This is a genomic window from Actinoplanes italicus, assembly GCF_003001815.1.
GTDB lineage: Bacteria > Actinomycetota > Actinomycetes > Mycobacteriales > Micromonosporaceae > Actinoplanes > Actinoplanes italicus.
Genome location: NZ_PVMZ01000016.1, coordinates 39,507 through 61,474, shown reverse-complemented (window position 1 = coordinate 61,474; position 21,968 = coordinate 39,507). Strand labels below are relative to the sequence as shown.

Annotated in this window: 14 protein-coding genes; 8 read left to right on the top strand and 6 right to left on the bottom strand. The window is 72.6% G+C overall.

Translation table 11 applies throughout. From position 1 onward, the window contains the following. Positions 1–34 precede the first annotated feature (34 nt). Together CLV67_RS32680 and CLV67_RS32675 are read left to right on the top strand one after the other, a co-directional pair. The gene (locus CLV67_RS32680) at positions 35–3,094 is read left to right on the top strand and encodes a WD40 repeat domain-containing serine/threonine protein kinase (protein ID WP_106325672.1); all 3,060 of its coding nucleotides are present in this window, start codon (positions 35–37) and stop codon (positions 3,092–3,094) included. Positions 3,095–3,198: 104 nt separating this feature from the next. Then, a complete protein-coding gene (locus CLV67_RS32675; protein ID WP_146169372.1) occupies positions 3,199–4,029 on the top strand; it encodes a helix-turn-helix domain-containing protein in 831 nt (276 codons plus the stop codon). Positions 4,030–4,068: 39 nt separating this feature from the next. On the opposite strand, the gene CLV67_RS32670 is transcribed toward CLV67_RS32675, so the two are convergent. Then, complete coding sequence (locus CLV67_RS32670; RefSeq protein ID WP_106325348.1) at positions 4,069–4,275, bottom strand: DUF397 domain-containing protein; 207 nt, start codon at positions 4,273–4,275, stop codon at positions 4,069–4,071. A gap of 314 nt (positions 4,276–4,589) precedes the next feature. Here CLV67_RS32670 and CLV67_RS32665 point away from each other — a divergent pair, with 314 nt between their 5' ends. After that, complete coding sequence (locus tag CLV67_RS32665) at positions 4,590–5,546, top strand: GGDEF domain-containing protein (protein ID WP_106325346.1); 957 nt, start codon at positions 4,590–4,592, stop codon at positions 5,544–5,546. A gap of 32 nt (positions 5,547–5,578) precedes the next feature. On the opposite strand, the gene CLV67_RS32660 is transcribed toward CLV67_RS32665, so the two are convergent. The 3 genes from CLV67_RS32660 to CLV67_RS32650 all read right to left on the bottom strand — a co-directional run bounded on the left by CLV67_RS32660 (position 5,579) and on the right by CLV67_RS32650 (position 11,255). Beyond that, entirely contained in the window at positions 5,579–6,505 is a 927-nt protein-coding gene (locus CLV67_RS32660) for an NADP-dependent oxidoreductase (protein ID WP_106325344.1), read from the bottom strand. 75 nt (positions 6,506–6,580) lie between these two features. Continuing rightward, positions 6,581–8,551: a hypothetical protein gene (locus CLV67_RS54380; RefSeq protein ID WP_106325342.1), complete on the bottom strand. Its 1,971-nt coding sequence runs from the start codon at positions 8,549–8,551 to the stop codon at positions 6,581–6,583. Between the two features lie 16 nt (positions 8,552–8,567). Continuing rightward, positions 8,568–11,255, bottom strand: coding sequence for a CHAT domain-containing protein (locus CLV67_RS32650; RefSeq protein WP_170154083.1), 2,688 nt, complete (start codon positions 11,253–11,255; stop codon positions 8,568–8,570). A gap of 106 nt (positions 11,256–11,361) precedes the next feature. On the opposite strand from CLV67_RS32650, the gene CLV67_RS32645 reads away from it, so the two are divergent. Further along, positions 11,362–12,627 (top strand): hypothetical protein, encoded by a 1,266-nt coding sequence (locus CLV67_RS32645; RefSeq protein WP_106325338.1) that lies wholly within the window; start codon positions 11,362–11,364, stop codon positions 12,625–12,627. Then, entirely contained in the window at positions 12,624–14,417 is a 1,794-nt protein-coding gene (locus CLV67_RS32640) for a caspase family protein (RefSeq protein WP_170154082.1), read from the top strand. The genes CLV67_RS32645 and CLV67_RS32640 overlap by 4 nt, the downstream gene beginning before the upstream one ends. Before the next feature lie 32 nt (positions 14,418–14,449). On the opposite strand, the gene CLV67_RS32635 is transcribed toward CLV67_RS32640, so the two are convergent. Continuing rightward, on the bottom strand, positions 14,450–15,460 hold the full coding sequence (locus CLV67_RS32635; RefSeq protein WP_203737647.1) for a hypothetical protein: 1,011 nt from the start codon (positions 15,458–15,460) through the stop codon (positions 14,450–14,452). Positions 15,461–16,097: 637 nt separating this feature from the next. Between CLV67_RS32635 and CLV67_RS32630 the strand changes: the two genes are divergently transcribed. Continuing rightward, complete coding sequence (locus CLV67_RS32630) at positions 16,098–16,322, top strand: hypothetical protein (RefSeq protein WP_106325334.1); 225 nt, start codon at positions 16,098–16,100, stop codon at positions 16,320–16,322. 23 nt (positions 16,323–16,345) lie between these two features. Here CLV67_RS32630 and CLV67_RS32625 read toward each other — a convergent pair whose 3' ends face one another. Beyond that, positions 16,346–18,391, bottom strand: coding sequence for a CHAT domain-containing protein (locus CLV67_RS32625; protein ID WP_106325333.1), 2,046 nt, complete (start codon positions 18,389–18,391; stop codon positions 16,346–16,348). A gap of 374 nt (positions 18,392–18,765) precedes the next feature. Here CLV67_RS32625 and CLV67_RS32620 point away from each other — a divergent pair, with 374 nt between their 5' ends. Then, positions 18,766–19,092, top strand: a complete 327-nt coding sequence (locus CLV67_RS32620; protein ID WP_106325331.1) for a hypothetical protein — start codon at positions 18,766–18,768, stop codon at positions 19,090–19,092. Next, positions 19,085–21,961 carry an ATP-binding protein gene (locus CLV67_RS32615; RefSeq protein WP_106325329.1) on the top strand — a complete coding sequence of 959 codons (2,877 nt, stop codon included), beginning with the start codon at positions 19,085–19,087 and terminating at the stop codon, positions 21,959–21,961. The genes CLV67_RS32620 and CLV67_RS32615 overlap by 8 nt, the downstream gene beginning before the upstream one ends. Positions 21,962–21,968 lie beyond the last annotated feature (7 nt).

Here is a 21,968-nt window from a genome sequence, read left to right as displayed (position 1 = left end):
ACGGCCGAGTTCGATGGGTGGCAGCGCAGTGACCATGACGCCGCTGCGTTCTCGTGATCCCGAAAGGCTCGGGCAGTACGAGTTGCTGGGCCGGCTCGGCGCGGGCGGCATGGGCACCGTCTTTCTCGGCACCGGCCCGGACGGGCAGCGGGTGGCGGTCAAGGCCATCCGCCCCGAGTGGTCTGCCGACCCCGCCTTCCTGGCGCGCTTCCGCAGCGAGGTCAAGCGGGCGCGGGAGGTTCCGCCGTTCTGCACGGCCGCGGTCCTGGACGCCGACGTCGAGCACGATCCGCCCTATCTGGTCGTCGAGTTCGTCGACGGGCCCAGCCTGGCAGGCGTCGTCAGCGACCGGGGACCCCTCAAACCCTCCGAGGTGTACGGCCTGGCCGTCGGCGTGGCCACCGCGCTCGTCGCCATCCACAGCGCCGGAGTCGTGCACCGCGACCTGAAACCGGCGAACGTCCTGCTCGCCGTCGGCCTGCCCAAGGTGATCGACTTCGGGATCGCCCGCGGCGCCGAGCTCAGCGCCGAGCTGACCGGTCCTGATCAGGTGATGGGCACGATCGGCTACGTCGCCCCGGAGAGCCTGGACGGCTCCGGGAAAGCCGGCCCGGCCGCCGACGTCTTCGCCTGGGGCGTGCTCATCGGCTACGCGGCGACCGGCCGCACCCCGTTCCGCGGTGACTCTCCCATGGCGACGATCGGCCGGATGCTCACCCAGCCGCCCGATCTGAGCGGCATCCCGGACTCGCTGCGCGATCTGGTCGCCACCACCCTCGAGAAGGACCCGGCGGGTCGTCCCACCGCCCGGGAACTGCTCGACTCGCTGCTCAGCATGGGCACCGCCGACGTGTCCTCGAACGTCACCCCGGAACTGCGGGAGGCCGCCCTCGCGGCCCGGGCCCGTTCCCGGCTGCGCCGCTGGCCGCGACGGGTGCTGACCGCGGCCGTCGTGGCCGTGCTGCTCGGCGGGGCCGGGTTCGCCGCGGTGCAGGCCCGTGCCGATGCCGATCGTGCCTCCGACAAGGCGAAACAGCAGGGGCGGACGCTCGTGCAGCAGGATCTGCTGGCCCGGTCGGCGGCGGCCCTGACCGCCGATCCGGGGCTGGCGTCACGGCTGGCGGTCAGCGCCTACGGGATGGACCGGTCGGCGCGCAGCGGTGCGGCGGTGATGGCGGCCCTGGCCACCGGGTATGCGGGGGAGCTGACCACGGATTCGCCGGTCGTCAGCGCCGCGTTCCGGCCGGACGGCAAGGTGATCGCGATCGGCGGGGAGGGCACTGCCGAGCTGTGGGCGGGCTCCTCCCGTACCGCCGCATTGCCCTCCGGTCTGGGAAATGTGAACGAGCTGGCCTTCAGCCCGGACGGCCGCACGCTCGCCGTCGCCGCCGACCGGCTCACCGTGTGGAACGTCGTCGACCCGTCCGCTCCACGCCTGATCACCACGCGGGACGGCGGCTCGGCCGTCACCGACGTGCGGTTCAGCTCCGACGGACGCAGGCTGTTCACCGTCGCGACGCGGGCCACACTCTGGGACGTCCGTGATCCGGGCCGGCCGCGCGCGCTCTGGAACAGCTCCACCACCGCGATCCCGACCGTGATGAGCGCGGACGGCGCCGTGTTCGCCGGCACCGGTGACGACGGGCGGCTGACGGTCTGGCGCACCTCCGGGTCCCGGATCGTCACCGGCGTCTCGACCGGCACACCGGTCGCCCTCAGCGCGGACGGCCGGGTCCTGGCGGTCCAGGACGGCGAGAAGGCGATCCATTTCTACGACCTGACCGAGCCTGCCGAACCGCAGCGCCGCGGCACCATCACGGTCTCCGGAGATCGACTGTCAACGGCCGAATTCGATCCTTCTGGTACGGCCATCGCGCTCGGCCGGATCGACGGCACGGTCGAGGTGTGGAACGTCGCTGACCCGGACTCCCCGGTCCAGACGAAGGCGATGACCCGGACCGGCGGGTGGATCACCTCGATCGACTTCAGCCCGGACGGCACCCGGATCCTGACGCCGGGACCGCGCCTCACCAAGGCGGCGACGCTGTGGCGGATCGACGGGTTCGCGCCGCGCCGCCGTGCCACGCTCAAGGGCGGCACCGTGATCCCGTCCCGGACGGTCTCGGTGTCGGCCGAGGACGTGGTCGCCGCCGGATCAGCCGGCCACCTCGACTACTGGGACGTCATCGACGCCGGAAATCCGAAGCCGGCAGGGACCGCGAAACTCGTGCCGCCGGCCGGTGAACCGCCGGTGAGCAGCACCTACGCGGTCCACGGCACCAGCTTCTACTACACCGGCGGCAGCCTCTACTCGCTGACCGGCGCCGGCCCGCGCAACGTCTTCCCGGATCTCGGTGCGGGTTTCGTGCTCGACCTCGAGCCGGTCCGGGGGCTGGTCGCGGTCCTGGTCAGCGCCCCGCAGGAGCAGATCCGGATCCACCGGCTGGCGGGGGAGCAGGCGCCGCAGCTGGTCGCCACCATCCCGGCCGCGAACGTGTTCACCGCCCGGTTCGGCCTCGCCGGCGGCACCCTGGCCGTCGCCGACAGTGCCGGGCAGCAGAGCGGCAGCAGCAACGTCACCGTCTGGGACCTCGCCGACCCCGCGATCCCGGCGAAGACCGGGACGTTCGCGGTGAACAGCGTCGGGCCCGCGGCGCTGGTCGCGGGAGCGGCGTTCACCGTCACGGTCGGTCAGGACCTGACCGTCTGGAACAACCGGGACGGCAAGGACCGGTCGGTACGGACCGCGCGGCGCACCGACTTCGGCCGGCCCGACTCGCTCGCCCTGTCCGCCGACGGGTCACTGCTCGCGGTCACCTCGGGAGGATCCACCGAGATCTGGAGTGTCGGCTTCGCCAGTGATCCGGTGCTGCTCGCGGTGGTCGGCGGGCGAACCACCGGATCGGCGTTCAGCTCCCGGCAGCCGCTTCTCGTCACCGCCGATCCGGCCGGGGTGGCGCTCTGGGATCTGGTGCCGATCCGGGCGGTGCTGAGGGACCCGCTGCCCGCGGCCTGCGAGCAGACCAGCGGCCTCACGGCAGCGGAATGGGCGGCGTACGCACCGGGCCTGGAATTCGAGCGTCCCTGCTCCTGAAACACGTTGGATGTTCAACGACGGGTCGGCTGTTGACAACGCGGTGTTGCGGGTACGGTAATCGGCGTCACCGTCCACATGGGTTGGCAAGGCGGAGGTAAGGCGTGCCGGTCACAGGCCAACGCGTCGTGCGGCGCGCGTTGGGGCGGCGATTGACGCGCCTGCGCACGGCGTCCGGGATGAGCCGGCGGGATGTGGTGGAATCGCGGCTGGGCATCTCTGAGCCGACGCTGCACCGCATCGAGACGGGCAAGGTGCCGGTCACCGGGGCCAACGTCCGCGCGCTCTGCTGGCTCTACGGTGCGGACCAGAGCATCACCGACGCGCTGGCCGACCTCGCGCTGGGCACGTCACAGCAGGAGTGGTGGGACGCCAGCCCGGTGATCCCCGAGTGGTTCAAGCTGTATGTGGGGCTGGAGGCGTCCGCCTCCCGGATGTTCGGGTACGAGGGCGAGGTCATTCCCGGCGAGCTGCAGACCCCGGAGTACGCGCGAGCCGTCTTCGGCGCCGAGCAGCCGGCCGACGTGGAGGTCGCCGAGCGCCACATCAACCTCCGCATGCAGCGGCAGAGGACGCTCTTCGCTCGCAACCCGCCGATCCGTCTCGTGACGGTGCTCGGCGAGGGCACCTTGAGCCGCCCGGTCGGCGGCGAACAGGTGATGAAGGGGCAGATCGAGCATCTACGACGACTTTCCCGGGAGGATACGGTCGATATCCGGGTCCTGCCGTTCTCGGTCGGGGCGCACGCGGCGATGGCCGGTGCATTCCGGATCCTCGAGTTCGACGACCCGGACGACCCCGACGTGGTTTACCTCGAATCCCACGTCGGTGCCCTTTATCTGGAAGAGCAGGTCGAGGTTGACGAGTACCGGCGGATTTTCGACCTCATCACTGAGGTTTCCGTGCCGGTCGAAGAGTTCCCATGGGCGAACTGAGAATGCGTCTTGACGGCCGCCCTGAATAGGCCGGCGTGATCAGTCGGTCAGGAGCTGGTCGAACTCGCCGCGCTTGGCTCCGAAGAGGAACGAGTCCCACTCCTCGGTCGTGAACACCACCGTGCCGGCCTCGCGTGCCTTGCTGTTGCGGACCTCGATGAGGCCGTCCTGGCGGCGGGCCTCGACGCAGCTGCCTCCGTTGCCTGTCGACCTGCTGGAGATGATCCAGCCAGTTTCGCTACTCATCAGTGCCCCTCCTGGAGCTGATCACTGTGGGTAATCGACCTGCCACTGATCGAGTGGCTGAAGGCGGCCCTTCAGTGCTAGCCCGAAGTGCAAAATCAGGATTTCACGTCCAATGGCTGCTCTTTCATGATGAAAGAGCACGTACCTAGAGTAGCCGAAACTCGCTTTGGACGCATCATGTCACCGCGATAGTTGTCCTCGTGAAATCTTGCACGCGCCCTGGCCGACTGCCATGATTCCACTGTGGCGCTTGGCGATCCCTCGCGTCGACTCAATAACTTGCGCTGGTCCGCCACAGTTTGAGAGGACGGCCGATGCGGATCCTCGATCCTGCCGCCGCCGACACGGGCGGTGAACTGTCGAATGACGATCAGTTGCGGACCGAGCCCGAAACCGCCCGCCTCCAGGCCCGCATCGATCAACTCGCGGCGCACGTCCAGCAGCTGGAGCAGGAGCGAGCCTCACTCCGATGGATGGCCGGCCACGACGAGCTCACCGGCCTCGCCAACCGCCGCCGTTTCCGCGCGCTCGCCCCGGAGCTGCTGCGCGGCGACGATCGTCCGTCGGCCGTCCTGATCCTCGACCTCAACGGTTTCAAGCCGATCAACGACACCTACGGGCACGATGCCGGCGATGAGGTCCTCTGCGTGGTTGCCCGGCGCATGGCCGCCTGCCTCGGCGACCATCTGGTGGCCCGGCTGGGTGGTGACGAGTTCGTCGCGCTGCCACGCGCCCCGCGTGCGGATGTCCCGGAGACGTGGCTGCACGAGGTGGCAGGCTCGCTGAGCGCCGCGATCGCGCCCCCGATGAACGTGCTGGGCCACACCCTGACCGTCACCGCCTCGATCGGCGTCGTACCGGCGGGGCCGTCCAGCGACCTCTCCGACCTGCTACGCCGCGCGGACCAGGCCATGTTCAGCGCCAAGCGGCGCGCGAACACCACCGACAAGGCCGCCATCACCTGGGTCGTGGCCACCGAGGCCGGCGACCACACCGAGACGTACGAGCCGGCCGCCGGCCCTGTGCCCCCGCCGGGTCCGACCGCTTCGGGACCTGCAGTGGCGTACCGGGCGGGCGACCCGGTGTGGGTGCACCGCAGTGGAGCCCGTCGTGCGGGAGTGATCGAGGGCGCCTGCGAATGGGCGGCCCTGGTCCGCTACCGGGGCCAGAACGGCCCCGGCACGATGGTCGACACGATCCCCACGAACTGTCTCACGGTCCGGGCCGAAACCGACCCGTACCTGGACCGGAAGTCCTCCGCCGCCATGTGACCGCGCGAGCCGACGGGCGCCACCGCGCTCCGTCAGCCCACCGTCAGGACGAGTTTTCCGTTCAGCCCACCGGCCAGGACCCGCCGGTGGGCGTCGGCCGCTTCGGTCAGCGGCATCGTGACCGCCACGCGGGTACGCAGTCGTCCGGCCGCCACCTGTCCCACCAGATCGGCCAACAGCTCCCGGTCGTGCCGGATGAGCTGCAGCTCCTGGCGCACACCACGTGCCGGAACGATGGCCGGCGTGGGCCGGGTCGCCACCACGATGCCCCGGTCCTCGACGGCGGCGGCCGCCGCCTCGCCGAGGGGGATCGCGTCGAACACCGCGCCCACCGGTCCGACCTTGGCCAGATCGGTGGACCGGGAGACGACCTCGTGAACGCCGAGATCGCGCACCCACTGCTCATCGCCGTCACTCGCCTGCGCGAGGACGCGGTAGCCGCCCTGGAGGGCGAGCTGGGCCGCGAAGCCGCCGACACCGCCGCTGGCACCGGTGACGAGAATGCTGCTGCCGGCCGACAGCATGGCCAGGGACACCAGTGACAGGCCCTGGTGCGCAGTCTGGGCGTTGAGCGGCACCGTGGCCGCGGACACGAAGTCGAGCTCGTCCGGCAGCCGCACCAGCCAGTCGGTGTCGGCGGCCACGAACTCGGCGTAGCCACCGGGGTTGCCGCGCGTCAAATACCACGGGATCATCCCGACGACACGGTCACCCACCCCGAACTCCGTGGTGCCGGCACCGACTGAGGCCACCTCGCCGGAGATGTCCCACCCGGGGGAGAACGGCGGCGGAACCGGCCCGCGGGGAATCTCCCCGGTCGTGGCGGCGACGTCGGCCGGATGCACGCAGACCGCGCGGATCCGGACGACCACCTGCCCGGGCCCCGCCTCGGGCTCCGGCAGCTCGGTCACCTGCAACACTTCAGGACCGCCAAGCGCGGTCGCGACGACTCCCAGCACGCGTCCACTCTAGACCGTCGTCCCCCGATTGATAGCCCCCGCTCATGCTGCTTCGTGCGGATGCATGCGGGCGAGTCAGAGGCCTCGACAGGTCAGGGCATCCGCATAGGCCGGTGCCGCCGGGTCGATCGTCTCGGTGACGGCCCGGTATTCGGTGGACAGGAGTTCGGGGGGCTCGCGGTGCGGGTCTTGGAGCCAGGCGCGGACCGCGGCCACCGCCTCGGCCGGGGATGCTCCGTCGTCGACCAGTGCGGTGTGCAGCATCCAATAGATCACGGAGGCCAGGCGGTCGGGCACCGGCACGGCGAAGCCGATGACCGCACTGAATCCTCGGTTCAGGAGGGCGTCGGCGAGCAGTGTCAATGCCGCCGGGTCGGGTGGGAGGATCGCCACGCCGCCGGGGGTGTCCGGCGTCGAGGGTTCGGCGATCTCGGCCGGGGTCAGGGTCGTGTGGCCGACCAGCTCCAGGGCGCCCGTGCCGGTGATGCCGCAGCCCAGGTGCAGCAGGCCGGCGTTCAGGCAGGCCTTCACCTCGTCCGGGGTGCCGTCGCCGTGGTGCTGCTCGACCGTCCGGCCCAGGCCCGTCGACTGGGGATGGAAGGCCCGGCGCAGGCGCAGCGCGTCCATCGTGGCGGTCTCCCGGTCGCCCCGGGGGTTGGCGACGAAGACGGCCTTCTCGGTGATCGGGCGGCGGCCACGGCGGATCAGCGCGACCAGCTGGGCGGCGGAGCGGACGTGGGAGATCGCGGCGTCGCCCCGCACCGGGGTGACGGCGGCGATCCGGCCGGACCAGCGGGCGTCCGCGGACACCGGTTCCAGGCGGCCGGTGGCGGCGTCCAGGGCCGCGCCCGGATAGACGAGGGTGGCTATGCCGGCCTCCCGCATCACGGTGGCCACCTCGGCGAACGCCTGCTCCAGGTGGGCCTGGCCGGGCAGTTGTGCGGCGATGTGCAGGGCCCGCGCCACCTCCTCGGCGGTCATGTCCGGCAGGTCCGGCGCGATCCGGTCGAGGCGGTCGGCGGCGGTCTGCAGGTCGTCCGGGCCGTCGGTCCAGCCACCGGCGCCGTCGGCGTGGTGGCGGGCGATCAGCGCGGCGGCCAGGGCGAGGTGGTCGGTGGGTTGGGAGCCGGGGGCCTCGGCGGCTGCCGCGGCGAGGGCGACGCGGTCGTCGACGGTGAGGGAGTCCTGGCTTTCCAGGTGGGTGCGCAGCTCGGCGGCGGAGGGCGCCGGGATCGGCGCAGGGCGCGGACGGGGCGGGGGACCGTCGCCGGGTATCGGGCCGGCGACCACCGCGACGAGGCCGGGGTCGAAGCGTACGTCGGGTTCGGGGCGCTCGGCGTAGGCCGGGCTGGGGCCGGCCGTCTGCTGGGGGATCAGCCTTGACAGGTCGGGCATCGGCGGCGGGACCGGACCGGCTCCCCTCCCGCCCATCTGCTGCTGCAGGGTCTGCATGGCGGTCAATGCCTGCCCGAGCTTGCTCAGGTCCATCCCGCCCGGGCCGCCGAGCATGCCCCGCAGCGCCTCCGCCACCGTGAGCATGGCGCGCGCCGACGAGGTCGTCTCGGCGCTGATCGGCGGGCCGTCGGCGACCTCCCGGAACAGGATGATGGCCCGGTCGGCGGCGCTGACGTCGATCTGCGACCCGCCCCGCATCATGCGCATCATGGCGTCCGGCGAGCTCATCGCGGCGGTCGCGCCGGCCAGGAGCAGCTGGCCGAGGATGATCTTGGATGCGGCGGCCAGCACCGGCGTCGGGTTCGGGGACAGCAGGGACTCGTCGAGCAGGTGCATGGCGGTGGTGCGGTCTTTCGGGTCGCCGCCGTGGGCGAGGTGCCGCACACCGTACAGCCAGCCCATCTGACCGGCGACCTGACCGCGTACCGTCTCGCCCGGCTCGATGCGCCCGTAGGCCCGCTCCAGTACCGTGATCGCCTCGTCCAGCAGCGGTCGCCCGGCCGTGGAACCCGGCCCGGCCCGCAGATATCCGCTGGTCAGCTCAGCGCCGCGCTCGATGAGCGAGCGCAGGTCCTCGTTGTCGGCCGTCACCGGACTCCACCGTTCATCACTGTCCTCCATGGACGAACGCCGCCCAGGCCGCCACCACGCCGAAATCGACGCCGTCCAGCCGGGCGCGCAGGGCGGCGGGCATGTCCGCCGGGATCTCCCGATGCGGGTCGAGCATCCACAGCTGCGCCTCGCGCAGCGCGGCCCACGACGGAAGCCCGTTCACCCGCAGATTGCGGTGCACCATGAACATCAGCGCCGAGGTGGCGCTGTCCGGGACGTTCCACTGGCTGGACAGCACGGTGCGGGCGCCGCCGGCCAGGAAGGCGGTGCCGAGACTGTAGGCCTCGTCGAAGCCGCTCAGCGACAGCCCGGTCTGGCAGGCGGCGAGGACGACGAGACCCAGACCCCTTTCCGGTACGCCGGACAACAGCGCCACCAGTTCTTCAGCGGTGAGCAGGCCCTGGTCGTTGCCGGCGCTCCCGGCCGCCAGTTGCAGGTAGGCGCTGGCCCGGGCGCCGCCGGTCCGCACGAAGCCGTGACACGCCAGGTGCAGGACGCCGCCGGTGAGCGGGCCCGGTGTGGTGAGCCAGGCGCGGACCTCGTCGGCGGTGCCCCGGCCGGAGCGGCTGACGGACTCGTCCGGGCGGCGGCCCAGGTAGCGGGCGCCGGGGTAGAAGACCTGCCGGATCGCGTACGCCTCGAGCCGGGCCGCAGGCAGGGGACCGGCCCCCGCCTGCGGCGGGGACTCCGGATCGCCGACGATCAAGCCGGTCGGGGTCAGCGGGACGGCGGGCAGCGTGGCCGAACGGACCAGCATCCGGGCGGAGGCGGCCTGCGAGATCGCAATGGACTCGACGGCGTACCGGCCGTCCGGGCCACGGGCGGCCTGCCACGGGATGCGCGACAGGTCACCCATCGGAATCAGCACGATCCGGGGTGGACGACCGGTGCGGCCGGGCATCCGCGGGAGGTAGGTCTCGATGAGCTGGCGCATGCCGGCGTCCCAGGCCCAGCGGCCGATCTCGGCGAGACGCGCGGTGAGGCCGTCCGAGCCGGCGGGCTCGTCGGCCGGGCCGAGGTCGCGCTGGGCGAGGGCGGAGAGGTATTCGTCGAGCTGGGGGATCGCGTCGAAGCTGAGCGAGGTCAGTGTCAGGTAGCTGGGTGGTCCGGAGGCCGGGGCGATGACGGCGTGGCCGGGCCGGACCTTTTCTCCCGGTACGAGGTAGACGAGCGCGTCGGCGTCGAGGTGGGTGAGCGCCTGCTGGATCTCGGCATAGTGCGGCGGATCGAGCAGTGACGACGTCGTGAGCGCGGTCATCACGGCGCGCCGCAGCTCGCTGGAGAGCGCGGCCGGGTCACCGGTGGCCGCGGCGGCGCGCCAGCGCTCGGCGAGCGCGGTCTGGCCCGCCTCGGCGAGCCGGTCGGTGATCGATCCGTCCGCGGTCGCGGAGAACAGCGCCAGGCCGCGGCCGGCGTCGAGCGCGGTGATGGCCGCGGCCGGGTCGCCGGCGGTGAGACACTGACGGGCGACCGCGATGGCCTCGTCACCGGCACTGCGCACGGCGACCGTGGCGGAGGCCAGGTCCGGCTGCACCAGCACCTTCCAGACCGTGCCGCGCAGACCGGCGAGCGCCTCCCGGTACGAGTCGGGCCGGTCACCGAGAAGCTGACCGATCTGCCCGCTCATCTCGCTGATGAGCTGCCATTCCGGGTGGTCCGGCCCGCCGGCCCGCTCGCGCGCCTCGTTGACCAGGCCGGCCGCCTCGCGCAGGTCGTCGCGGGTGCCGCCGGTTTCGTAGCGGCGTATCAGCGCGGTGGCCAGCACCCCCAGGTGAAAGACGCTCTGCGGGTCGTCCGGTCCGGCGTTCTTCAGCGCTTGCCGCAGGTGGCCCAGTCCGAGCGCGATCCGGCCGGCGTCGGTCTCGCGGCCTCCCCGGAGTGCGGCCAGGCCGGCCTGGCTGTGCAGCAGGGCTCGATAGCCGGGGCTCAGGCCGGGCTGTTCGGCATGCGCGGCGAACGCGGCCAGCTGGCCGTCGGTCAGCTGTGGCGAGTCCTCCCGCATCAGCGCGGCGACCGCGGGTAAGTCGGCGGACACCTCGTCGAAGGCCGCGCGCACGGCGCCGCCCGGAGGCAGGTTCGCGATCGTGTCCTGGATGGCGGCGGGGTCGTACCGCTGCTCGGCGATCATGCCGGTCATCCGGGTCAGCGCCTCGGCCTCGGGCAGGTGGGCCAGCTCCGGCGGCAGCCCGGCGACGAAATCGGCGACCTCGGTGCGCATCCGGTTCACCGCGCCGATATCGCCCTGCTGGGCGGCGACGGCCAAGCGCAGCGCCGTGCGGGCGGAGGCGAACAGGGTATGCAGGCCCGGGTCGCCGGGGTTCTCGGCGGCCAGCTTCTCCAGGCGTTCCAGACTCGCACGCGGGTCGGCGACCCGTGACTCGGCGGCGGCCTGCACGATCATCAAGACCTCGGCGCCGGTACGGGTCCGCGGCCACCCCGGAGCCTCCGGCGGGTCGGCGTCGGCGGCCGCGAGCAGGCCGGGCAGTGCCCGGGCGCGGAGCGGGCCGGGGATGGTCCCGGTCTTGAACACGGCCTCGACCAGGCCGGCGGCGAGCTGGGCCCGGCCGGGTGTCGTCTCCGGGAGCCGTTCGAACTCGCTCAGGGCGTCGTCGAGGTCGCCGTGCCCGGCCACCGCGCTCGCGATGGCGGCATAGCGCGCGATCACCTCGTCCTGGTCGCTCACCCGGTCCTCCGTCCGCATCGGTCCCGTGACCCTCTTCTGACTTCTGACGGACCGGCTTTCTGACGGTCCGTCAGAGAAGGACGGCAGGGCAGGAGGAGGGCTGGAGATGATCGAGGAACTGGGCGCGGGCGAGGTGCTGGGGCATCAGGCGCTGATCCCGGTGGGCAGCCGGGACCCCGACGGCCGCCCCACAGTGCCGGTGGCGGGCGTGCGGTGCGGTCATCCGCTGGTGTATCCGCTGGCCGACGCGGACCTGCCGGGACCGTGGGCGGCCCGGCAGCGGGTGGCCGGCTGCCGATACCTCGGGGTGCTGCTCGCGTTCGACCTGGATCCGCTGCCGGAAGGGCGGCACTACTCGGCGGCCCGGTTCGACGTGACGCTGACCGGTCCCGGGTCGCGGGCGGTACGCCTCGACGAGGACGGCGACTCGCTGGGCGTCACCTACGAGGGGGAGGCGGCATCGGCGGTCGCCGTCCGCACAGTGGCGGCGGTCCGTGCCCGGCCCGGATGGCTGCGCCGGCTCACCGGCCGGGCCGGCGCGCCCCGGGCCTGGGTGACCGGTGTGCAGAGCGCGACGTTCGGGTGGGCGTACGACGACCCGGCCGGTGAGCTGCTGGTCCCCCGCAACTTCGGCATGCACGCGGTGCTGGAGGTGCCGGCCGGCACGACCGAGGTGACCGGTCTGATCTCGGTGCAGGCGGAGGTGTCGGGCGGGCGCGGACGGCAGGTCGGCGAGGTGGGTGAGGCGGTGGCGTTCACCGAGCCGGTGGCGCCCGAGCAGCGGCCCGAGCCGGGTGGCGCCACCGTGCGGCTGTGCATGGCCGCGGACGTGGCCGGGTACAGCCGGCGGCGCAACGACGAGACCGAACGGATCCAGGAACGGCTCGTGGAGCTGCTGTCCAGGGCCCGGCGGGTGGCCGGGATCGGCGACGCCGAGGTGCGGCCGCAACCGAACGGCGACGGGCAGTTCACTGTGCTGCCGGCCGGCCTGGACGAGTCGGTGGTGATCCCGCTGCTGCTGGCCGAGCTGTCGGCAGGGCTTCGGGAGGTCAACACCGGCGCCGCGCCCGCCGACCGGTTCCGGCTGCGGGTGGCGCTGCATCGCGGCCTGATCAAGGAGGGCAGCAACGGCTGGATCGGCACCGCCCCGATCGCGGTGCACCGGATCCTGGACAGTCCCGGCCTGCGGCGCGCGCTGGCCGAGAACACCGGTGCCGGCTACGTGCTGGGCGTGCCGGACATGCTCTACCGCGACGTGCTGGTGCACGGTGACGGCCCACCGCCGCCCGCCGAGCTGGTCGCGATGACCGTGGACCTGCCGGACAAGGACTTCCGGGAGCAGTGCTGGCTGTGGGTGGAGGCCGGCCGGTGAGCACCGTGTACGCCCTGCTGGTCGGCGTGAATCGGTACGCGGCACCGGACACGGTGGTGCCGGACCTGCGCGGCTGCGTGAACGACGTGGTGGACGTGCTGGCCATGCTGCGGACGACGGTCCGGCCCGGCACGAAGCTGGATCCGGTGGTGCTGCACGACGAGCAGGCGACGCTGGAAGCGGTCGTGTCCGGGCTGCGGGCGCATCTCACCCGGGCCGGGCCGGACGACACCGCGCTGTTCTGGTTCAGCGGGCACGGCTCGGAGGCGGTGGCGCCGGCGGGCGCGTGGAAGGTCGAGGGCACCGGCATGCTGCAGACGTTGCTGTGCCACGACAGCCGTACCGATGGGGTCCCGGATCTGTGGGACAAGGAGCTGTCGGTGCTGCTGGACGTCGTGGCGGCGCGGGCCGGGCATGTGGCGGTGATTCTGGACTCGTGCCATTCCGAGGGAGGGACCCGCGAGGTCGGCTCCCGGTGGCGGGCGGTGCCGCCGGGCCCGGCCCGTGACACCGGGTTGCTGCTGCCGGAGCTGCTCGCCCGGATGGCCGGGCCGGACGCGGAAGCGCCGGAGCATGTGGCGCTAGCCGCGTGCCGTCGTGACCAGCAGGCCGAGGAGCGGCTGCTGGACGGCGTCCCGCACGGCCTGTTCACGTGGTCACTGCTGCGCGCGCTGCGGCGGCTCGGCCCGTCGGCGACGTACATGTCCCTGCTGGCCGCCGCGCGCAGCGAGGTGGCGCGGCAGCGTGCCTTCCATCAGGTGCCGCAGCTGCACCCGGCCGCGTCGGCGCTGGCCGGCCTGCGGTTCCTGCGCGGCGAGGCGGGCACGGCCGGCACCGGGATCGTGATGTCCTACGAGCGGCACGGCTGGCAGGTCGACATGGGACGTGCGCACGGGCTGCCGGCCGACCCGGCGGGCCTGGCATTCGGGGTGCCGGGGACCCGGCAGGAGGTGCGCGTCGACGAGGTGCGCCCGGAGCTGAGCCGGGTCACCCCGCTCTACGGCTGGCAGCCGGACCGGGAGCGGCAGTTCGGCGTGGTGGTGACGGCACTGCCCCGGCCGTTGGCAACGGTGGGCGGGTTCGATCCGCCGGACTCGCCGTTCGTGCGGGCGGCCGGACCGGGTGAGGCGGTGTCACTGACCGTCACGGCCGGGCCGGGCCGGGTGCGGATCACCGACCGGCACGGGCAGCACACCGACGTGGCCGATTCGCCACGGCAGGTGGTGGCGGCGCTGGAGCACATGGCCCGCTGGCTGTGGCTGCGCGACGAGCTGCGCAACCCGGTGTCCGCGCTGGGCGAGCCGATCCACGTCGAGGTGCTTCCGGCGGGGCCGGGCGACACGGTCGAGACCACCGAGGACGGCGGATGGCGCATGCGGTACGCGATGACCGAGTCCGGCTGGGCCGCGCCGGAGATCGTCGTCCACCTGCACAACACGTCCGGCCGGCAGCTGTACGTCACGGTGCTGAACCTGACCCCGCGGTACGCCGTGAACGCGACGTTGTTCCCGCCCGCCCCGATCGGTGCCGGAAGGAGGGTGGCGGCACTGTCCGGCCGGCGAATCCGGGTGAGCCTGCCGCCGGGCGAGCGGCCGGAACCGGGACGGTCGATCAGTGACTGGCTGGTGGTGGTGGCCGCGGAGCAGCCGTTCACGGCCGAGCCGTACCTTCTGCCGCCGGTCTCCGGCGCGGTACGGGGTGTGCGGGACCTGGTCGAGGCGGGACCTCCGGCCGGCGAGGACTGGACGACGCAGCGTTTCGAGATCCGCACCGAGGTTCCGCTCATATAGCGCCGTCGGAAGCCCGTCGTCGCGCGCCGGTGTCACCCACGGCCGCTGAGGATGGACAGCGCCGTGGACACGATCCGGTTCACGGTCGCCATGTCGGCCAGGGCGCCGGAGACATCGGCGAGCGGGTCGGCGGCGGTGTGCGGCGCCCGGTCGAGGGTGCCGCCGACCGCGCCGCCGAACACCGTGTGGATCACCTCGGCCACGATCTCATCGGCTCGTTCGCCACGGGCCAGCCGCACACCGATCGCCTCCACCGCGTCGGCGGCCAGCTGCTCCAGCTCGGTCTCCACCCGGTCGTCCGGGTGGACGAGCGCCAAGGGGGTGACGGTCTCGCCGGGCGGGACGGCCGCGACCGGCGGTTGCTTGGCGCCGAGGGGACGTTCCACGTAGGACTGGTACCAATCCGGGCGACGGCGCATCACGGCCAGCACGGTGTCGACGTCGCGGGTCACCACGAACGGAGTGCTGCCGGCCCAGTCACGGGTGATCGAGGCGCGGTGACCGGCCCAGGCCTCCAGCGGCCACACCTCGGTTCCGGCGGTGACGCTGACACCGACCCAGGTGAGAATCTCCAGGGCGAGCGTGGTGAGCCACCGGTCGTGGCCGAGGCCGTCGGCGACCCAGCCGGGCAGCCGGGGACGCTGCAGGGCGCCCCGCGCGCCGCGGCGGCGCCGGTGGCCGTCGACGGTCGCCGCGACGAGCCGCCGGGTGATCCATGCCTCCAGCTGCAGCACCGGCTGCCGAGCGTGCGCGAGCAGGTCCTCGACGACCGCTTCCACGTCGTCGTGGAAGCGGTCGAGGCACTCGTCGGCCAGCTGCGCCACGCTGACGGCGCACGCCGGGTGGCCGCGCAGGTGCTCCATCCTGCGGGTGATCCGGGCGTAGACGATCGGCCACACCACCTCGTAGGCCGCGCCGGTCAGCTCGGCGCGCTGGACGGGAGTGGCGGCCGCGGCCGCCCCGGCGAGGGTGCCGGCACCGGCGAGTTCACGCAGCCGCTGTACCCGGTCGGGCCTGCGCCGTAGCCGAGGAACCGGCACCACCGCGCGGATCGGCGCCGGGATGCCACCGGCCCGAGGGCTGCCGGACTGTGGCCCGGAGGGTAGGTGACCAGCGGTGGATGAAAGGCCGCCGCTCGAGGGCGGGCCGTTGGGGGTGCGCTGTCGAGCCGCTCGCACCCGAGCCGCGTCCAAATGCCGGGTCGGCCCGTTCGCATAACCCACCTGCGCTCCTTCACGTTCGGCGACGTGGTCGGCCGGCCGTCCTCCCGGACCACCGGCCATGCCGGAAAAGCATGGAGGAAACACACGCGGAGGGTTGCACCGTTTCGGGCGTCCATTTCGAACTTTCAGCCAGTTCTCGGACGGATGATCGTCGATCACATACGCGCGTACCTATCCATTCACACCGGACATCCTCGACGTCTCCCTGCTCAGCCCGGCTACGACGGGAAAGGACTGCCGGCGGCGTGGAGTCGAGGGCAGCCGGCGCCCGGAGCACCGTGCGGACGCAGACGTCCGGCCGGCGTCGCCGCTGGACCTGTCCGCCAGTTCCAGACATGGTGCGACGAACGATCCTGCTGATGATCAGTCTCCGAGGGCAGCGCAAACAGGGCCCGTGGGTTCACAATCGAGTGATGATCATGTCAGATCCGCCGCGCCGAGCCGCCGAGTAGCAGCTATGGAACTCACTCCGGCGCAGCGGGAGGAAATCCAGCGGCTTCTCGAGGAGGAGCTGCGGGACGCCGTTCGCGCCGCACTCGAAGGTACTGACGCGAAGACGGTCGGCGAGTTGCTCGCCGATCGCCGGCGCGCCCTTGAAGAATCCAACCCTGAGTCCTCGCACGATGTCCAGGACGTCGTGGACCAGCGGGGGGAGGGCGACGGGGTCGCCGAACAGCGCTGACCCACTCGTGGCGGCCGGCGAGCTCAGGCGCCGATGTGAATGAACGGCGCCCAGTGCGCGACCGGATTCATCCGGCCGGCCGCGTCGCTCGCCTCGCCCAGGTCTCGCGTCCGGCCCCCGAACTCCTCGAGGCTGCGGGTCTCTGCCTGAGCCTGGTGCAGCGCTGTGGCGACGTCGTCGCCGGCCGCGATCCGGTCATACATGGCGATCATGGTCCGGCAGGCGGACTCGTCGTTGACCGGCCACAGCGACACCACCAGGTGCCGGATTCCGGCGGCGAGCGCGGCGCGGGCCAGACCGAGCACGTCGCCGGAGGCGGTCGCCCGGCCCCGCCCGGTGTGGCAAGCGGAGAGCACGAGCAGGTCGGCGCGCAGCCCGAGACGGAGCAGGTCGGGCATGGTGACCCGGTCGCCCCCGGCCAGCGCCAGCCAGCTCAGGTGCGGGCGGAGCTCGTCGACGAAGCCGTGGGTGGCGAGGTGCACGATGCCGGCTTCGGGGGCCCGGCCGGCGAACTCCGCCGCGGTCGCCAGCTCATCGGTCAGCACCGTACGGTTCGGCAGCGCGATGCCGCGCACCTCCACGCCGGTGCCCGGCAGGCGCGGCAACTGATGGTAGGCCGGATCCCCGACCAGCAGCGCGGGCACGTCGTGGGGCACCGGCCGGCCGGCGCCGGGCCGGGTGAGCAAAGCCGCTGCGGGCAGCACCGAGAGGACGAACCGTTCGCCCAGCGGTACGCCGTCCAGCGGCAGCACCGCGAAGGGTAGCGGCATCAGATTTCCCCCCGGTACGACGTACAGGCGCCGGACGCCCTCCAGCTCGCCGGCCACGGGCTCGATCAGCTCGGCCGCGAGCTCGCCCGGTCTGCCACCGTCGCCGCCGAAGTTCGCGCTGGCGGCATGCAGTTCCCGGACGGAGCGGATCAGGTCGCGGTGATCGCGAGTCCGGTGGTGGACCACCACCCGGTCACGGTGTACGGCCCAGATCACCAGCTCCTGGTCGAACGAGTGGTAGAGCAGCAGGGCCGCGTCGCCGGCCAGCGCCCGCTGCACCTCGGGCAGGGTCTGCTCGATCGTCGACGGCGTGTCTGCCCGCGTGAGCCGCCGCTCGATCGCTGTCACCGCATCCTCGGCCGCCAGCATCGCGACGAGCCCGTCGGACTCGTCGCCGGTCGTCGTCAGCGGATCGGCTCGCAGCGCATCCGCGGCGAGTCTCTCGTGGACACCGGCCAGCACGGCGCCGGCCGCCTGCCAGGCGCGGATGTCAGAGGGATCCCCGTCCCGGGCGGGTGGCCGCAGAGACAGCGCGCGACAGCGGTCGGCGAGCCCGAAAGCGGTGACCGGATCACCCATCCGGAGCCGGGCCAGCAGGCCGATGTGGTAGACGTCGGCCACTCCCGGATGGTCGGCCGCCACCGCCCGGTAGTAGTCGCGGCCCAGACCGGATGACAGCTCCTCGAACACGGCGATCCCCTCGGCCGCGAGGCGGGCGGCCTCGGCCGTCTCGTCCAGCGCGAGCGCGATCGTGGCCCGGCGCCCCCGCTCGATCCAGGCCGGTTCGCCGTAGTTCGCGGGATCCACCCTGGCCAGCAGCTCGCGCGCACGCGCGGGTCTTCTCGCCCGGAGATTCAACTCGGCCAGCACGAGTGGATCGGCCTCGTAGCGATCGAGCATGCGGCAGGCGACGTCGAATCGGCCCAGCTCGGCATTCAGGACGATCTCCAGGAAGGTGTCCCCGGCTGCCGTCCGCAGCGCGTCCTCCAGGTGGGTCCGGCCCTGCTCCGGCCGCCCGGCGGCGTCGGCCCGCCGGGCCAGATATCGCAGACGGAACGGCTCGATCCGGGACGCCGCCTCCTTGACGGCCGCGAGAAACACGTCCGGCTCCGGCGCGGCGCTCCGGCAGGCATCGAGGTGCCGTCCCGCGAGCGCGGTGAACTCCGGATCGGCGAACCCTTCGGCGGCCTCGTTCAGCAGTAGTGCGGCGAGCGCGGCGTACCGCCAGGCCCAGCCGTCTCCCGGCGCCCGGCGCGCTCGGGCGCCCAGCCGCGCACTGCGCTCAGCAGCCAGCGCCACCGCCGCCGAACGGGCATTCAGCCGGATCAGTTATCCCACGAGGATCCGAGCGGCCTCGTCGGCCTCCCGTGAGCTGGTCGCGGCCCGGTACGCCGTCCACGCGGCACGCACCCCGTCGGTCATCCGCTGCTCCTCCCGAAGCTGAGTGGCAGGACACCGGCCTCTGACGGACGGCACAACCGTCCGGCACGCGAGCAGGCCGACCTGTACGGGACCGGAGGGGCACCCTTGCGGGTTACGCCATTCATCCAGTCGCGTCGGCCTGTCGGCTCGCGCTTAGCGGACCGCGTTGCCGGAACACACGGCCCGGGAGGTCTGGCATCTCGGCTGTCCGGCGGTTCTGGCAGCGGATTCTGATCGGCCAAGGTGGACACATGCTCCGATCAGCGGAACCCCGGACACGGCGGCCGCGCGGCGAGATCCCGCCTCAGACCCCGGCCGGCGCGGCCTCCGGGCAGGACAGTGTGCTCACCGGACTGGCCGAGGCGGCTGTCCGCATGATCGAGAGCCGGCTGGCGCGGCACGAGCCGGCCCGGACGGTGGTGGCCGAGGTGCTGAGCGCTCTCTTCAACACCGATCCCGGCCAGTCGTACGACCCCGCCGGCCGGGCCTGCGACGACCGGCTCGACCGGGTGCTGCGCGACGCGGGTGAGCGGGACCGGGTGGTCGCCGCGGTCCTGGAGATCGTCCGTCGTGGCTGAGGCGCCGTTCGTCGGACGTACCGCCGAGATGGAGCTGCTCACGCAGCGCCTCGACGAGGTGCGGCAGGGCCAGTCCCGGACCGTGCTGGTCGGTGGGGATGCCGGCATCGGCAAGAGCCGGCTGCTGAGCCTGTTCGCCGGGGCCGCCCGCCAGGCGGGCGCGCATGTGCTGAGCGGGTCGTGCGAGGAGCACTTCGGCGACCCGATGCCGTACGGGCCATTGTTGGAGGTTCTCGAGGCCTTCGATCGGGAGTACGGCAGGAAGCTCGGCGGGCCGGCCTTCCAGCGGTTGATCGACTTCTTCGACTCCGGCAGCGACGAGATGAAGAGGCCGCAGCATGTCTTCCTGGCCGTGCGGCGGATGCTGCAGGACATCGGCGCCGACGCTCCGGTCGTGCTGATCATCGAGGATGTGCACTGGGCGGACCTGTCCACCCTCGACCTGGTGCGCCATCTCGCGCAGGCCCGCCCGGAGGATCGCCGGCTCCTGCTGTTGTGCAGCTACCGCTCTCGTGACCTCAGGCACGACGATCCGTTGTGGCAACTGTTGGCCGGCGCGACGTTCTGGCGCCGGACCGAGCGTATCGAGCTGCCCGCCCTCACGCTGCCGGAACTGCGCGAGTTCCTCAGCGCCGAACGCGGGCGCCGGGTCGACCCGAGACTCGTCGAGCGGTGTTTCGACTGGTCCGACGGTATCCCGTTCTACGCCGAGCAGCTGATCGCCGCCGGTGCCCTCGAAAGCTCGGAAGACGTTCAGCTGCCCGCTGACATCCGTTCGGTGGTGCTCGCCCGGCTCAGCGGCCTGAGCGCCGACGCGCTCAAGGTGCTACGGGTCGCCGCGGTCGCCGGCCGCGCGGTGAGCCGCCTGCTGCTGCGCCGGGTCAGCGAGCTGTCCGGCGAGGCGCTGGGTGATGCGGTGCAGGAGTGTTTCGACCGCCGGATGCTGGTCACCGGCCGCGACGAAGACGTGTACCGGTTCCGGCACGCCCTGCTGCGCGAGGCGGTCTACCAGACGACGGTCCGGGACAGCCGGGTCCACCTGCATATGATGATGGCCGAGGCGCTCACCGCCGATCCGGGGCTGAGTTCGAGCGAGGGGTCCGCTGCGGCCGAGCTGGCCAGCCACTGGTATCAGGCGGGAAGCTGGCCGCAGGCGCTCGTCGCCGCTGTACGGGCCGGCGAGATCGCAGCGCGTACCCTCGCTTTCCCTTCGGCGGAGATTCAGTTCACCCGGGCGCTGCGTCTGTGGCAACGCGTCCAGGGTCCCGGGGAACTCTCCGGGGTGTCCCCGGTGCAGCTGCTGGTGTGGGCGGCCGAGGCCGCGCGCTGGTCAGGCGACGTCGACCGGGCCTTGGATCACATCACCCAGGCCGTCGCGACGGCCGGCCCTGACCGTGCCGGTGAGCTGAGGGAGCGGCTCGGCACCTACCTGTGGGAGGTGGGCCGCCGAGTCGAAGCTGTGACGACCTTCCGGGAGGCCGAGGCGCTGCTGACCGGCCGGCCTGCTTCGGCGGCGAGGGCGCGCGTCCTGGCCGGCCTCGCCCTCGCCCACCTGCACGCCGGCCGTTACGCGGAGGGCCGGGACGTTGCCGACGCTGCCCTGAGAGCGGCCGTCGAGGCCGGCGCACGGGCCGAGGAGGGGCGGGCGCTGAACATCTCCGGTCTCGCGCTCGGCATGCTGGGCGACCCCGAGGGCATCGATCGTCTGCGCCGGGCGGTCGACATCGCCCAGCAGGAGAACCACATCGAGGACCTTCTCCGGGCGTACGGGAACCTGGGTCTGATCTTGGAGAACGGCGGACGGTTGCGGGAGGCCGCGGAGCTGACCATGAAGGGCCTGCAGGTCGCGCGGCAGCTCGATCTGGTGAACACCGTCCAGGCCATGATCCTGGCCAACAATGCCAGCGCCGCGTTCGTGCTGCTCGGCGAGTGGGACGACGCCGAGAAGATCATCACTGAAGTGTTGTTGGACCGGCCCGCGGCGGAGAGCCTCTACCCACGGCTCACGCTCGCCGAGGTCAAAGTGGCGCGCGGCCGGTATGACCAGGCACACGAACTGCTCGCGTCCATCGAGAACGTCGAGCACGGCGACGATCCCCGATTCCTCGGCCCACTGCACACGGTGCGCGCGCTGCTGGCTCTGGCCGAGGGCGACATGACCCGGGCCGGCGAGGAGGTGGCGCGCGGGGTGACGGCGGTCCGCGGCGGCGAGAACCGCCTGGAGCTGCTGCGTCTGTGCGCGGTGGGCCTGCGCTGCGCGGCCGACCGGGCGGTGGCCGGCGACCTGGCCGGTGCGACCGCCGCCGGCGACCGGCTCGCCAATGAAGGCTGGGACGCGCAAGCCGCGCAGCCTGCGGGGGAGGTGGCGCAGCTCGTCCTTCTGTGCCGGGCGGAGCGGCGACGCCTGCGCGGCACCGACACCGCCGTGGACTGGAGCGAGGTCGCCACCGGCTGGGCACGCCTCGACCGGCCGTACGAGGCCGCCTACGCACGATGGCGGCAGGCTGTCGCGGCCTGCGCGAGGAACGACGTGAACGGAGCGCGGCAGCCGGCCAGGGAGGCCCACCAGGCGGCGAAGGCGCTCGCCGCTGAGCCTTTACGCGCCGCGGTGGCACTGCTGGCCGGACGGATCGGCCTGGACCTGGCCGATCGTCCGGCGCCGGCGAAACTGCCGTACGACCTCACGCCGGCCGAGTTCGAGACGCTGCGGTACCTGTGCGAGGGGAAGGACACCGCCGGGATCGCGTCGGCGCGCGGCGTCACGCGCCGGACCGTGGAGACACAGCTGGGCCGGGTGTACCGGAAGCTGGACGTGCGGAGCGTCGGCGAGGCGATCGCCAAGGCCTACCGGGAGGGCCTGGTGTCATAGCCGTCCG

Excerpts from the sequence above, each read along its gene's own strand:
- CLV67_RS32680 (WP_106325672.1), top strand. The coding sequence starts at position 35 with ATGACGCCGCTGCGTTCTCGTGATCCCGAAAGGCTCGGGCAGTACGAG.
- CLV67_RS32670 (WP_106325348.1), bottom strand. The coding sequence starts at position 4,275 with ATGAGTAGCGAAACTGGCTGGATCATCTCCAGCAGGTCGACAGGCAAC.
- CLV67_RS32665 (WP_106325346.1), top strand. The coding sequence starts at position 4,590 with ATGCGGATCCTCGATCCTGCCGCCGCCGACACGGGCGGTGAACTGTCG.
- CLV67_RS32645 (WP_106325338.1), top strand. The coding sequence starts at position 11,362 with ATGATCGAGGAACTGGGCGCGGGCGAGGTGCTGGGGCATCAGGCGCTG.
- CLV67_RS32630 (WP_106325334.1), top strand. The coding sequence starts at position 16,098 with ATGGAACTCACTCCGGCGCAGCGGGAGGAAATCCAGCGGCTTCTCGAG.
- CLV67_RS32620 (WP_106325331.1), top strand. The coding sequence starts at position 18,766 with ATGCTCCGATCAGCGGAACCCCGGACACGGCGGCCGCGCGGCGAGATC.